11 protein-coding genes are annotated in these 12,099 nt (G+C 73.5%); 6 read left to right on the top strand and 5 right to left on the bottom strand.

Features of this window, described 5'->3' with window-relative positions:
* Complete coding sequence (locus HNR30_RS29200) at window positions 1–1,056, bottom strand: class I SAM-dependent methyltransferase (RefSeq protein WP_181613271.1); 1,056 nt, start codon at window positions 1,054–1,056, stop codon at window positions 1–3.
* 98 nt (window positions 1,057–1,154) lie between these two features.
* Between HNR30_RS29200 and HNR30_RS29195 the strand changes: the two genes are divergently transcribed.
* A complete protein-coding gene (locus tag HNR30_RS29195) occupies window positions 1,155–4,304 on the top strand; it encodes an ATP-binding protein (RefSeq protein WP_181613270.1) in 3,150 nt (1,049 codons plus the stop codon).
* Here the strand turns inward: HNR30_RS29195 and HNR30_RS29190 are convergent.
* From HNR30_RS29190 to hemG, 3 genes are read right to left on the bottom strand one after another with little or no spacing between them, the layout of a single operon-like run.
* On the bottom strand, window positions 4,282–4,851 hold the full coding sequence (locus HNR30_RS29190) for a hypothetical protein (RefSeq protein ID WP_181613269.1): 570 nt from the start codon (window positions 4,849–4,851) through the stop codon (window positions 4,282–4,284). The genes HNR30_RS29195 and HNR30_RS29190 overlap by 23 nt on opposite strands.
* 54 nt (window positions 4,852–4,905) lie before the next feature.
* Window positions 4,906–5,598 carry a hydrogen peroxide-dependent heme synthase gene (gene hemQ / locus HNR30_RS29185; RefSeq protein WP_181613268.1) on the bottom strand — a complete coding sequence of 231 codons (693 nt, stop codon included), beginning with the start codon at window positions 5,596–5,598 and terminating at the stop codon, window positions 4,906–4,908.
* Window positions 5,595–6,974: a protoporphyrinogen oxidase gene (hemG, locus tag HNR30_RS29180; protein ID WP_312894717.1), complete on the bottom strand. Its 1,380-nt coding sequence runs from the start codon at window positions 6,972–6,974 to the stop codon at window positions 5,595–5,597. The genes hemQ and hemG overlap by 4 nt, the downstream gene beginning before the upstream one ends.
* 126 nt (window positions 6,975–7,100) lie before the next feature.
* Here hemG and HNR30_RS29175 point away from each other — a divergent pair, with 126 nt between their 5' ends.
* Together HNR30_RS29175 and HNR30_RS29170 are read left to right on the top strand one after the other, a co-directional pair.
* On the top strand, window positions 7,101–8,006 hold the full coding sequence (locus HNR30_RS29175) for a DUF4349 domain-containing protein (RefSeq protein WP_181613266.1): 906 nt from the start codon (window positions 7,101–7,103) through the stop codon (window positions 8,004–8,006).
* A 75-nt stretch (window positions 8,007–8,081) separates the two neighbouring features.
* Window positions 8,082–8,852 (top strand): sulfite exporter TauE/SafE family protein, encoded by a 771-nt coding sequence (locus HNR30_RS29170; protein WP_181613265.1) that lies wholly within the window; start codon window positions 8,082–8,084, stop codon window positions 8,850–8,852.
* Here HNR30_RS29170 and hemE read toward each other — a convergent pair.
* The gene (gene hemE, locus HNR30_RS29165) at window positions 8,837–9,784 is read right to left on the bottom strand and encodes a uroporphyrinogen decarboxylase (RefSeq protein ID WP_246379677.1); all 948 of its coding nucleotides are present in this window, start codon (window positions 9,782–9,784) and stop codon (window positions 8,837–8,839) included. The genes HNR30_RS29170 and hemE overlap by 16 nt on opposite strands.
* 256 nt (window positions 9,785–10,040) lie before the next feature.
* Between hemE and HNR30_RS29160 the strand changes: the two genes are divergently transcribed.
* The 3 genes from HNR30_RS29160 to HNR30_RS29150 are packed head-to-tail and all read left to right on the top strand — an operon-like array spanning window position 10,041 to window position 12,095.
* Window positions 10,041–10,226, top strand: a complete 186-nt coding sequence (locus tag HNR30_RS29160) for a hypothetical protein (RefSeq protein ID WP_220134143.1) — start codon at window positions 10,041–10,043, stop codon at window positions 10,224–10,226.
* Window positions 10,227–10,286: 60 nt separating this feature from the next.
* The gene (locus HNR30_RS29155) at window positions 10,287–10,871 is read left to right on the top strand and encodes a DUF3000 domain-containing protein (protein ID WP_181613262.1); all 585 of its coding nucleotides are present in this window, start codon (window positions 10,287–10,289) and stop codon (window positions 10,869–10,871) included.
* Between the two features lie 12 nt (window positions 10,872–10,883).
* Entirely contained in the window at window positions 10,884–12,095 is a 1,212-nt protein-coding gene (locus tag HNR30_RS29150; protein ID WP_181613261.1) for an HRDC domain-containing protein, read from the top strand.
* Window positions 12,096–12,099: the final 4 nt, after the last annotated feature.

The raw sequence follows: 12,099 nt of genomic DNA, 5'->3' as shown, positions 1-12,099 counted from the left end.
TCAGGGCCTGGCCTCGTACACCATGTTGAACGGGTTCTCGGCGACCTTGCGGAAGCGCGTGAACCCGGCGTCCGACGCGATGCGCCGGATGGCCGCCTCTCCCGCCTGCGCGCCGAGGGCGTAGCCGCCGGCCTGCGAGAGCGCGTTCGGCACGCACAGGAACGTCGAGAACGAGTAGTAGACCCGCCCGATCGGGTTGAGGTTGGCGGCCGCGTCGTCGGCGGCGGCGGGCTCGACGATCATCCAGGTGCCGTCGGGGGCCAGCTGCTCGCGGATGTGCCGGGCGGCGCCAAGCGGGTCGCCCATGTCGTGCACGCAGTCGAAGGTCGTGACCAGGTCGTACGGCCCGCCGTCGAAGGTCTGCGCGGACGCCTGGCCAAAACGCACCCGGTCGCCGACGCCCGCGTCGGCGGCACGCCCGGTCGCCTCCTCGATGGAGGGCCCGTGGTAGTCGGAGCCGGCGAAGGTCGAGTTGGGGTAGGCCCGCGCCATCAGCACGGTTGAGGCACCGTGACCGCAGCCGACGTCGGCGACGCGCGCGCCCGCCTGGAGCTTGCCCACGACGCCGTCGAGCGAGGGCAGCCACGCGTCGACGAGGTTGGCGGCGTAGCCGGGGCGGAAGAAGCGCTCGCAGCCGGTGAACACCTCGGGGTCGTGCTCGTGCCAGCCGACGCCCGCCCCCGACGTGAACGCCTCGGCGATGCGCCGCTCGTTGCGCAGCGCCCCCACCGCCAGCTGGAAGGCCCCGGGCAGGAAGACGGCGCCGTCGGGGTCGGTGAGCGCGAAGGCCTGCTCGTCGTTGAGCCAGTAGGTGCCCTCGGCGGGGTCGTGCTCGACGTAGCCGCCCGCGGCCTGGCCGCGCAGCCACTCCTCGACGTAGCGCGGGTGGGTGCCGGTGTGCTCCGCCAGGGTCTCCGGCCGCATCGGCTTGCCCGCCAGCGCGCGGTAGAGACCCAGCCGGTCGCCCACGAGGACGTTGCCCGCCGCCATCGTCGCCCCCAGGTCGCCGACGAACCTGCCGAGGAATTCCATGAGCCTGTCCTGATCGATCGCCATGATCGCCCCTCCGTTTGATGTGGATGCGCCCACCTTCCTCCGGGTTGTTGCAAGAACGTTGCAGTCGAGCGGCAACTGGGCGGATGACACTGGTGCCCATGGACGACCGGATCGAGGTTCGCCTGGTGGGCCCGCTGGCCGTACGCCGTGGCGACCGGATCCTGCCGGCGGGAGCCGTGGGCAGCCGGCAGGCTCGCACGCTGCTGGCCCTGCTCGCCGTACGGCACGGCCAGGTGGTGCCCGCCGACACGCTGGCCGACGCCGTGTGGGGCGGCGCGCAACCGCCTCGGCCGGCCCGCAACCTGGCGACGCTGGTCAGCCGGTTGCGCACGGCCCTGGGCGCGGCCGTCATCGAGGGCGGCAGCGGCGGCTACCGGCTCGGCGCCTCGGTCGAGGTCGACCTGACCGTGGCCGCCGGGAGGATCGCCGAGGCGGAGGAGCGGCTCACCGGGCGCGAGCTGGCCCTGGCGCTGGCCGCGGCACGCGCCGCCTCCGGGCTGCTCGACGGGCCCGGCGTGCTGGCGGACCGGCCCGACGTGTGGTGGGCGGAGCCCGCGCGGGCGGCGCACGAGGCGCTGCTGCGGCGGGCCCGTCACCTCGCGGCCGAGGCGGCGCTGCGCGCGGGCAACTCGGCGGCCGCGGTGTCGGCAGCGGGTGAGGCGATGCGCGCCGACCCGCTGGACGAGAGCGCGTGCCGCCTGCTGATGCGCGCCCACGACGGCGCCGGGGAGGCAGGGCGGGCGCTGGCGGTCTACGAGCGTCTGCGCTCGACGCTGGCGCAGGAGCTGGGCGCCGACCCGTCGCCCGCCACCCGCGACCTGCACGCGGCCATCCTCGCCGAACGTTCCCCCTCGGCGCACGACACCCGGCGAGCGCACGAGGCCGAGTTCGTCGGCAGGGAGGCCGAGCTGGAGAGGCTGGCCGGGGCCTGGCAGCAGGCCATGCGCGGCGAGGCCCGCCTGGTCCTGCTCACCGGCGAGGCGGGCATCGGCAAGACCAGCCTGGCGCTGCGCTTCGCCAGGACCGTCGCCGCCTCCGGCGCCCACTGCGTCTCAGCCCGCTGCTTCGAGGCGGAACGGTCCCTGTTCCTGCAGCCCTTCGCCGAACTGCTCACCCAGCTCGCGGCCGGACTGTCGCCCGCCGAACTGCGCGAGGCGGCCTCAGGCAGGGCCGCCCCGCTGGCACTGCTCGTCCCCGACCTGGCCGCCGTCCTCGACGCCGGGGACGGCGAGCGCGGCAGCGCCGAGATCGAGCGCCGCCGCGCCTACGAGGCGATCACGCTGTTCCTCCGCCGCCTGTGCGCCCGCCAGCCGCTGCTGCTCGTCATCGACGACCTGCAGCACGCCAGCAGGGCCACCGTCGAGCTGCTGCACTACCTGGCCGCCCATTTCGGCTCCGGCAGGCTGCTGGCCCTGGCCACGGCGCGCGCGGAGGAGGGGCAGGCCGTACGCGACCTGCTGGGCGAGGCGGCCGAGCCGATCGAGGTCGGCCCGCTGGACGCCGGCAGCGTCGAGCGGCTGGCCACGGCGGCGGGCCACGCGGGGCTGGCCGGCCAGATCGGCGAGCGCACACGCGGGCACACGCTGTTCGTCGTGGAGAGCCTCAGGGCCCTGGCCGCGGGCGAGTCGGGCGTGCCGGAGTCGCTGCGCACGAGCGTGCTGGCCCGGGTCAGGAGGGCGGGCGCCCCGGCCGAGGAACTGCTGCGCGCCGCGTCGGTGCTGGGCCCGTCGTTCGCTCCGGCGACGGTCGCGGGCCTGCTGGACATCGGGGTGCAGGAGGCGGCCCGCCGGTGCGAGCGCGCCCTGGAAGCCAGGCTGAGCGTGATCACGGGCAGGGAGTACGAGTTCGCCAACGATCTCATCCAGGAGATCCTCTACAGCAGCATCCCGGTGCCCACCAGGACCGCCTACCACCGGGCCGCGGCCGACCTGCTGGCCGGCAACCCCGAGGCGGTGGCGCGCCACAGCGCCGCCGCCGGCGACTGGCAACGCGCCGCGTCCGGCTGGCTGGCGGCCGGGCAGCGCGCCATCGCCAGGTACGCGGTCGACGACGCGCACTCGCTGCTCGACCTGGCGCTGGGCGCCGCCACGCGCGCGGCCGACCCGGAGCTGCGCGGCCAGGCGCACCTGCACAGAGGCAGGGCCAACGAGATGGCCTTCCGCTTCGAGGCCGCCCTGGCCGACCACGAGGCGGCCGTCGAGCTGGGGCGCGCGACCGGCGACCGGCGGCTGGAGATGAGCGCCCTGCGCCAGCTCGGCGGCGCGGCCTGGGCCGGGTGCGGCCGCCCTGTCGCGGAGGGACTGGAGCACGTACGCGACGGGCTGCGGCAGGCGACGCTCCTGGGCGACCGCGGCGCGGAGGCGCACCTGCTCGGCTGGCTGGCCGTGGTCAGCAGCAACCAGCTGCGGCTCGGCGACGCCCTCGGCCACGGCCACCGGGCCCTGGCCGCCGCCCGCCAGGCCCACGACGACCACGCCCTGGCCGCCGCCCTCGACGGCCTGAAGACCGCCCACGCCCACCTGGGCAGGATGCCCGAGCTCTCACGCCTGATCGGCGAGCTGGAACCGCTGCTGCGCGAGCTCGGCGACCTGTGGCTGCTGCAGTGGTGCGTCTTCGAGTCGGCGCTGCCGATGGTGGCCGTCGGCGCGTGGGACGACGCCGCCGCCCGGATCCACGACGCCCTGGCCGTCAACCGGCGCAGCGGCTACACCGGCTACGACCGCTGGTACCTGGCGCACCTCGGCTGGATCGCCCGGCTGCGCGGCGACTACGACGAGGCCGTGAGGTACGGCAGGCAGTCGCTCGACGGCGACTCGCACGCCTGGTGGACGGCGGCGACCCCGGCGATGCACGCCACCACCCTCATCGAGCTGGGTCACGACGCCGAGGCGACCGCCCTGCTGGAGCGCGCCATGGAGGCCTGTTCGGCCCACGGCACCCTCGCCTACACGCTGCGCTGCCTGGCCCCGCTGGCCGAGGTGACCGGCTCGGCCACCCTGCTGAAGGAGGCCGACACGCTGGTGAGTGGCATCGAGACCCCGCCGGGCGCAGCGTGGTTGCAGGGCACCGACGCCTACGTCTCGGTGGCGCGCGCCCACCTGGCCAGGGGCGATGCCCGCGGCGCCCTGAGGGTGCTGGAGCCGGTGCTCACCGCCGCCCCCGGGGCGGGCTGGACGGCGCCCGTCGCGGCGGCGCGTGAGCTGGCCGGCCGGTGCCGGGCCGCGCTCAGCCCGGCTCGGGGTGGGTGACCCGGCAGTTGTCGTCGCCGGGACCGAGGATGTTGGCCAGCACCGGATTGCCGTTCTCGCCGAACTCCGCCTGCACGAACACCACGGGGTCGGCCACGCCCTGGTCGCGGAGGTACTCCAGGCCGCGCTCGCACAGCGTCAGCGCCGAGTCGGAGTTGTCGGCCGACTCCGGCAGGTCGGTGTAGATGCGCAGGTAGCCGCCGACGGTGCGCACGTCCTTGATGCGCTTGACCGGCTTGTCGTCCCAGCGGCGCTTGAAGTAGTCGGCGGCGCGGCGGTCGGTGTGCTTGGAGGGACCGTCGGCCTTCTCCTCGGAGGAGGCCTTCGGCTTTCTGGCCTTGGTGGGCTTGGCCGAGGGGGAGGGATGCGCGGCGGCCTGGGGCCCTTCGACGGCCGCCCGGCTGGGAACCGTGACGGCGACCACCGGCCGCTGCGGCCCCTCGTCGTGCGTCACCAGATAGCCGATTCCCGCTAAAACCGCCCCTGCCGTGGGAACGGCGACCCACAGCCCCCGCGCCGTCCGGCGGCGCCGCCTGGAACGTGACACGCCCCGATTGTGACAAGGCGCGGCACGTTCCGCCCGCGATACACCGAAACGGTCTTACGGCAGGCCGGCGAGGAGTTCCTGCACGGGCTTGCGCACGCCGGTGTAGAAGGGGATCTCGATGCGGGTGTGCTTGCGCGCCTCGGCCCCGCGCAGGTGGCGCATCAGGTCGACGATGCGGTGCAGCTCGTCGGCCTCGAAGGCGAGCATCCACTCGAAGTCGTTGAGCGCGAAGCAGGCGACGGTGTTGGCGCGCACGTCGGGGTAGTCGCGGGCCATCTGGCCGTGCTCGGCGAGCATCTTGCGGCGCTCGGCGTCGTCGAGGAGGTACCACTCCAGGGAGCGCACGAACGGGTAGACGCACACGTAGCCGCGCGGCTCCTCCTCGGCCAGGAAGGCCGGGATGTGCGACTTGTTGAACTCGGCGGGACGGTGCAGCGCCATGGCCGACCAGACGGGCTCGCTGTGACGGCCCAGGCTGGTACGGCGGAAGCGGGAGTAGACGTCCTGCAGGTCCTCGGGGGTGGAGGCGTGCCACCAGAACATGTAGTCGGCGTCGGCGCGGAAGCCCGCCACGTCGTAGACGCCACGGGTCACGACGTCCTTGCGCGACGCCTGCTCCAGCAGCTGCTCGACCTCGTCGGCCATGCCCTCGCGGTTGCCGGGGCAGGGCTCGGTGGTGCGGAAGACCGACCACATCGTGTAGCGGATCACCTGGTTGAGGTCGCGCGCCTTGAGCCGTTCAGTCATGCCTCAACCCTACTGAGCACGCGTGCCGCTGCCGTACGCGCGGTGGCGATGCAGGCGGGCACGCCGAGCCCGTCGTAGGCGGCCCCGCAGACCTCCAGTCCCGGCTGGACGGCCACGGCGGCGCGGATCCTGGCCACCCGGTCGAGGTGGCCGACGTTGTACTGCGGCAGCGCCCCGCCCCACCGGGTGACGCGCGTGTCGACCGGCAGCCCGCGCACCCCGCTGACCTCGGCCAGCTCCGCCATGGCCAGGGAGACCAGCTCGCCGTCGTCGCGCTGGAGCAGGTGCTCCTCGCCCAGCCGTCCGATCGAGCACCGGACCAGCACCAGGTCCTGCGACAGGTGCGGCCACTTGATGGAGCTGAAGGTGACCGCCTTGATGGGCCGTCCCTCGATCGAGGGCACCAGGTAGCCGCTGCCCTCGGGCAGGGAGGGGAAGGCGGAGGCGGGGTAGGCGAGCGTGACGATGGCCATGCTGGCGTACTCGATGCGGCCAAGCTCCGCGGCGGCCTTGGGCACCTCGCGCCTGAGCAGCCTGGCGGCGGGCGCGGCGGGCACGGCGAGGATGACGGCGTCGGCCTCGATCGTCTCGGGCGCCGGAACCGGCCCTGTCACCAGCCTCCAGCCGTGTTCGAGGCGGTGCAGCTCCCGCACGGTGACGCCGGTCCTGATCTCCGCCCCCGAGGCCTTGGCGACCGCCTCGGGCAGGCTGCCCAGCCCGCCGCGCAGCGTCGTGAAGACGGGCCCGGCGTCCTTGGGCGCCTCGCCCGCGATCTGCCGGGCGGCGCTGAGCAGGGAGCGCTCGGAACGCGCCAGGGTGGCGACGCGCGGCATGGTCGCGTCGAGCGACAGCATGTCGGCCCGGCCCGCGTAGACGCCTCCGAGCAACGGCTCCACCATGCGCTCCAGCACCTCGTCGCCCATGCGGGCGCGGATGTAGGCGGCCACGGACACGTCGGTGCGCACCAGGGTGGCGGGCAGGATCTGGTCCATCGGCACGCGCAGCAGCCCGCCGGGCGAGACGATGCCGGAGCGCGCCAGCTCGGTCAGGTCGGACGGCACGCCCATGACCTGTCCCTTGGGCAGCGGGCGCAGCTCGCCGCGGCTGTAGACCGCGGCCCTGGTGGTGCCGGGCGAGACCAGCTCGTCGCCGAGTCCCACCAGCTTGGCCAGCTCCTTGCCCTCGGGGCGGCGGGCCAGCATCGCCTCGGCGCCGGCGTCGAGGCGCACCCCGGCCACCTCGCTCGCCCACAACTTGCCGCCGATGCGCGGCGAGCCCTCCAGCACGGTGACTCTCACCTGCCCGCTCTGGCGCAGATACCAGGCTGCCGCCAGACCCGAGATGCCTCCACCCACGATCACCACATTCGCGTCCACAACATCCGACGCTACCGCCTGCGGGGTGCGGTCCTTCAGCGTGATCCGGTGGTGCGCGTACCGTGACGTCCCCGTGACGACTCGCGAGCGCGACATTCCGTCTGTAAAGGCATGAGGAGATTACGAGTGAGCGTGGCGCTGACAGGGGCGTGCCTCGCACTGCTGACCGCCTGCGGAGGCGGCATGGGGACGTCCGCGGGCGGCCGCGCGGAATCCGCCGCCGGGGCTCCCGTCGCCCCCACGATGGCCGCGCCGCAGAAGGACGGCGAGGGCGGCCAGAAGGCGCCCGCCGAGCAGGTCAAGGTGACCCAGGAGCAGCGCCAGATCATCTACGTCGCCCGCGTCACCGTGCGGGCCAAGGACGTCTTCGAGGCCGGCGCCAAGGCCAAGCAGATCGTCACCGCCGCCGGCGGCTACGTCTCCAAGGAGGACTCCAGCTCCGCGGAGCAGTCGGAGGGGCGCTCCACCCTGGAGTTCAAGGTGCCGCCCGCCGCCTACCCCGGCGTGCTGGCCGCGCTCGGCAAGGACCTGGGCAAGCAGCTGTCGTCGACGCAGACCGCCGAGGACGTCACGCAGCAGGTGGCCGACATCAACAGCCGGGTCTCCTCGGCCGAGGAGTCGCTGGCCTCGCTGCGCGCCCTGCTCAAGCAGGCCACGACCGTCGGCCAGGTCATGGAGGTCGAGCAGCAGATCTACAGCCGCACCGCGGAGCTGGAGTCGCTGCAGGCCCAGCAGAAGGAGCTGGCCCGCCAGACCGCCCACGCCACCATCACGCTCGATCTGATCGGCCCGGTCTCGCCCGAGCCGCTTCCCGAGGAGGAGAAGCCGCCGGGCTTCCTCGACGGGCTCAAGGGCGGCTGGGACGCGCTGGTGTCCTTCGTCCGCGTGGCGCTGATGGTCCTGGGCGCGCTGCTGCCCTGGATGCTCGTCATCGTGCCGGTCCTGCTGGTCACCACGTGGGCGCTGCGCCGCCGCTCCACTCCTCCCCCGCCGCCGGTCGCCGAGCCGGAGCGCGAGAAGGAACCCGTCTAAAGCACGGAAAAAGCGAAAAGATAGCGACACACGATACTTCGTTGGCCGAGTTATTCGGGGATCTCGGGGGATCGTGTGCAGCCAGAGCTCGTGCTGTTGTTGCTTGCCGTCGCGCTGGCGGCGGGCTGGGTGGACGCCGTCGTGGGCGGCGGGGGCCTGGTCCAGCTGCCGGCGCTGTTGCTGGCCTTCCCCGTCGCGCCGCCCGCGACCCTCCTGGCCACCGACAAACTCTCGTCGATCTCCGGCACCACGGCCTCGGCCATCGGATTCGCCCGCGGCGCCAGGATCGACCTGCGCCTGGCCGTGCCCGCGGCGGTGTGCGCGATGGCGTTGTCAGGTCTGGGGGCGGCCACGGCGGGACTGATCCCGGCGCAGGTCTTCCGCCCCTTCGTGCTCGGCGCGCTCGTCGTGGTGGCGGCCGTCGTGGTGCTGCGGCCCCGCCTGGGCACCGGCACGCCCGAGCGGCGTCCCGCCCGCGGGCGCAGCGTCGCCGCGCTCACCGTCGCGGGAGTGGTGCTGCCCTTCTACAACGGCCTGGTCGGGCCGGGCACCGGGGCGATGATCCTGCTGGCCCTGACCGGCCTGCTGGGGCTGGACTTCATCGACGGCTCCGCCACCGCCAAGGTCGTCAACCTGGGCGCCAACCTGGGGGCGCTGCTGGTGTTCGCCCTGCACGGCCAGGCGATGTGGATGCTGGGCCTGTGCATGGCGGCCTGCAACGTGATGGGCGCGCGGCTGGGCACTCGTACGGCCCTGCGCAAGGGCGCAGGCTTCATCAGGGCGACCCTGCTGTGCGTGGTGGCCGCCCTGATCGTCAAGCTCGGCCTCGACTACCTGAACGCGTGAACCAGCTCGGTCAGCCGCTTGAGCTGGTCGGGGTCGGTGCTGGGCAGCACGCCGTGGCCGAGGTTGAACACGTGGCCCTCGGCCTGGCCGCCGCGCCGCAGGATGTCGGTGGCCTTGCGCTCGACCGCCTCCCAGGGCGCCAGCAGGATGGCGGGGTCGAGGTTGCCCTGCAGCGCCTTGCCGGGGCCGACCCGCCGGGCGGCCTCGTCGAGCGGCACGCGCCAGTCGACGCCCACCACGTCGGCCCCGACCTCGCCGAGCAGGGCGAGCAGCTCGCCGGTGCCCACGCCGAAGTGGATGCGCGGCACGTCGGTCACCGCCTCGAAGATCCGCCTGGTGTACGGCATGACGAACTCGCGGTAGTCGTCGGGCGCCACCGCGCCCACCCAGGAGTCGAACAGCTGGATGGCCTCGGCGCCCGCGTCGATCTGGATGCGCAGGTGGCGGGCGACGATCGAGGTGAGGCGGTCCATGAGCGCGTGCCACAGGCGCGGCTCGCCGTACATCATGGCCTTGGTGTGGTCGTGGTTCTTCGACGGCCCGCCCTCGATCAGGTAGGAGGCCAGCGTGAACGGCGCTCCGGCGAAGCCGATCAGCGGCGTGCCGCCGAGCTCGCCGACCAGCGCCCTGATCGACTCGGTGACGTAGCCGACGTCGTCGGGCTCCAGGTCGCGCAGGACCTCCAGGCCCCTGGCGTCACGGATCGGGTCGGCGACGACCGGGCCGACGCCCGGCTTGATGTCGAGGTCGACGCCGATGGCCTTGAGCGGCACCACGATGTCGCTGAAGAAGATGGCCGCGTCGACGCCGTAGCGGCGCACCGGCTGCATCGTGATCTCCACGACCAGCTCGGGCGTGGCGCAGGCCTGCAGCATGGGCACGCCCTCGCGCACCTTGAGGTACTCGGGCAGCGAACGGCCCGCCTGGCGCATGAACCACACCGGGGTGTGGTCGACGGGCTGGCGGCGGCAGGCGGCGAGGAAGGCTGAACTCACCCGTCAAGGGTCCCATGCGGGTTCAGCGGTCGCCCCACCGGTCGGTCAACCTCAATTCTTGTCCAAAACTGCTTAAACCCGCCGCGCGGCGTCGATTCAGGACCACTTTCGGGACACGCCGAGCACGATGCGGGGAATTGTCGTTGAGCCGTGCCAACGTCGGTGCTCTACCCGACGAAAGGCCATGCGAGCGATGAACAGGTTCTGTGCCACCTGTGCCGGGGAGCGGCTGTTCGAGCAGCCGCCCTGCCTCGACGGACACGAGCCGGACACGTGCCCCGAGTGGTCGTGCGTCGACTGCGGCCACGCCGTGCTCCTGGGCCTGCCCGTGCTCCACACCGGGCCCCAGCTCGCCCTGCTCGTGCGGACAGCGGCTTGACGTCACGTGACGACTACCCCCGTGGTCCCCTTCCGGCCCGCCGCGACCTACGCTTCCCCCATGACCCTCGGTGAGCGTCCGCCGGCCCCGCCGGAGTTCGCGCGCGCGGTCGAGACGCTGCGGGCGGCGGAGGTCAGGCCGGAGATCGAGCTGGAGGACCTGCCGGCGCCGCAGCGGCTGGCGCCGTTCTCCGCCGCCATCGGCGCGTCGGTCTACCGCGACGACGACGAGCTGGCGGTGGGCCGGCTGATCCTGCTGTTCGACCCCGACGGCCAGCGCGGCTGGGAGGGGCCGTTCCGGCTGGTGGCCTACGTGCGGGCCGACATGGAGCCGGAGATCACCTCCGATCCGCTGCTGGGGCCGGTGGCGTGGAGCTGGCTGACCGAGGCGCTCGACACCCGGCTGGCCGCCTACAGCGCGGCCGGTGGCACGGTGACCAGGGCGGTCTCCGAGGGTTTCGGCAACAAGGCCGAGGATCCGGTGACGACCGAGCTGGAACTGCGGGCCTCGTGGTCTCCGCTGGAGGAGGACATGTCCGCCCATGTCGCGGCCTGGTGCGACCTGATGTGCCTGGCGGCGGGCATCCCCCCGTTGCCTCCCGACGTGGCGGCCCTGCCTCGTCGACGCGAGGATGATCGTCGTTAGTAAGATTAAGTGATGAACGACGTCGTCCCGCTGCTCGAACCCCGCGAGGGCATCCCTCCGGTGATCGCCGACGCCCGCGCGCTGGCCGACGTCGTCGCGGCCTTCGCGGGCGGCAGCGGGCCGGTCGCCGTCGACGCCGAGCGCGCCTCCGGCTACCGCTACGGCGGGCGCGCCTACCTGGTGCAGCTGCGCAGGGCCGGGGCGGGCACCGCCCTGATCGATCCGATCGCCTGCCCCGATCTGTCGGAGCTCGACGCGGCGGTGGGCCCGGCCGAGGTCGTGCTGCACGCCGCGTCACAGGATCTGCCGTGCCTGGCCGAGGTGGGGTTCAGGCCGCGCCACATGTTCGACACCGAACTGGCCGGGCGCCTGCTCGGCTACGAGCGGGTCGGCCTGGGCACGATGGTCGAGACCGTGCTGGGGCTGCGGCTGGAGAAGGGCCACTCGGCCGCCGACTGGTCGACCAGGCCGCTGCCGGAAGACTGGCTGCGCTACGCGGCGCTCGACGTCGAGGTGCTGGTGGAGCTGCGCGACGTGCTCCACGCCGAGCTCTCCGAGAGCGGCAAGCTCGGCTGGGCGATCCAGGAGTTCGAGTCGGTGCTCCACGCCCCGGCCCCGGAGCCGCGCAACGACCCCTGGCGGCGCACCTCCGGCATCCACAAGGTGCGCAACGCGCGGGCGCTGGCGGTGGTGCGCGAGTTGTGGACCATGCGCGACCAGATCGCCAGAGACGGCGACATCGCGCCGGGCCGGGTGCTGCCCGACGGCGCCATCGTCGCCGCCGCGCTGGAGGCGCCGCGCACCCGCAAGGCGCTGACCGAGATCACGGCGTTCACGGCCCGCTCGGCCCGTCGCCACATCAACGACTGGCTGGCGGCCATCGGCCGGGCGCGCTCACTGCCCGACTCCGAGCTGCCCGTGCCCAGCGCGCCCGGCGACGGGCCGCCGCCCGCCAACCGGTGGGCCGACCGCGACCCGGTGGCGGCCAAACGCCTGGCCGCCGCGCGTGCCGTGGTGGCCGCACTGGCCGACGAGCACCGCATGCCGACGGAGAACCTCCTGCAGCCCGACGCCGTGCGCCGCCTCACCTGGCAGCCGCCCTCCGAGATCGACGACCTGACCGTGGCCGACCGCCTGCGCTCGCTGGGCGCGCGCGAGTGGCAGGTCGAGCTGACCGCCCATCCGATAGCCAAGGCGCTGGTGCGTCTGGAGACCAAGGGCTGACCTC

Source organism: Nonomuraea soli, from assembly GCF_013761175.1.
In the GTDB taxonomy this organism is placed as follows: Bacteria; Actinomycetota; Actinomycetes; order Streptosporangiales; family Streptosporangiaceae; genus Nonomuraea; species Nonomuraea soli.
The sequence above is the reverse complement of the archived record's forward strand: the minus strand, read 5'-3'. Positions and strand labels throughout refer to the sequence as shown.

Excerpts from the sequence above, each read along its gene's own strand:
- HNR30_RS29195 (WP_181613270.1), top strand. The coding sequence starts at position 1,155 with ATGGACGACCGGATCGAGGTTCGCCTGGTGGGCCCGCTGGCCGTACGC.
- hemE (WP_246379677.1), bottom strand. The coding sequence starts at position 9,784 with ATGCGCCAGGCGGGCCGTTCGCTGCCCGAGTACCTCAAGGTGCGCGAG.
- HNR30_RS29150 (WP_181613261.1), top strand. The coding sequence starts at position 10,884 with ATGAACGACGTCGTCCCGCTGCTCGAACCCCGCGAGGGCATCCCTCCG.
- HNR30_RS29160 (WP_220134143.1), top strand. The coding sequence starts at position 10,041 with ATGAACAGGTTCTGTGCCACCTGTGCCGGGGAGCGGCTGTTCGAGCAG.
- hemQ (WP_181613268.1), bottom strand. The coding sequence starts at position 5,598 with ATGACTGAACGGCTCAAGGCGCGCGACCTCAACCAGGTGATCCGCTAC.
- HNR30_RS29200 (WP_181613271.1), bottom strand. The coding sequence starts at position 1,056 with ATGGCGATCGATCAGGACAGGCTCATGGAATTCCTCGGCAGGTTCGTC.
- HNR30_RS29155 (WP_181613262.1), top strand. The coding sequence starts at position 10,287 with ATGACCCTCGGTGAGCGTCCGCCGGCCCCGCCGGAGTTCGCGCGCGCG.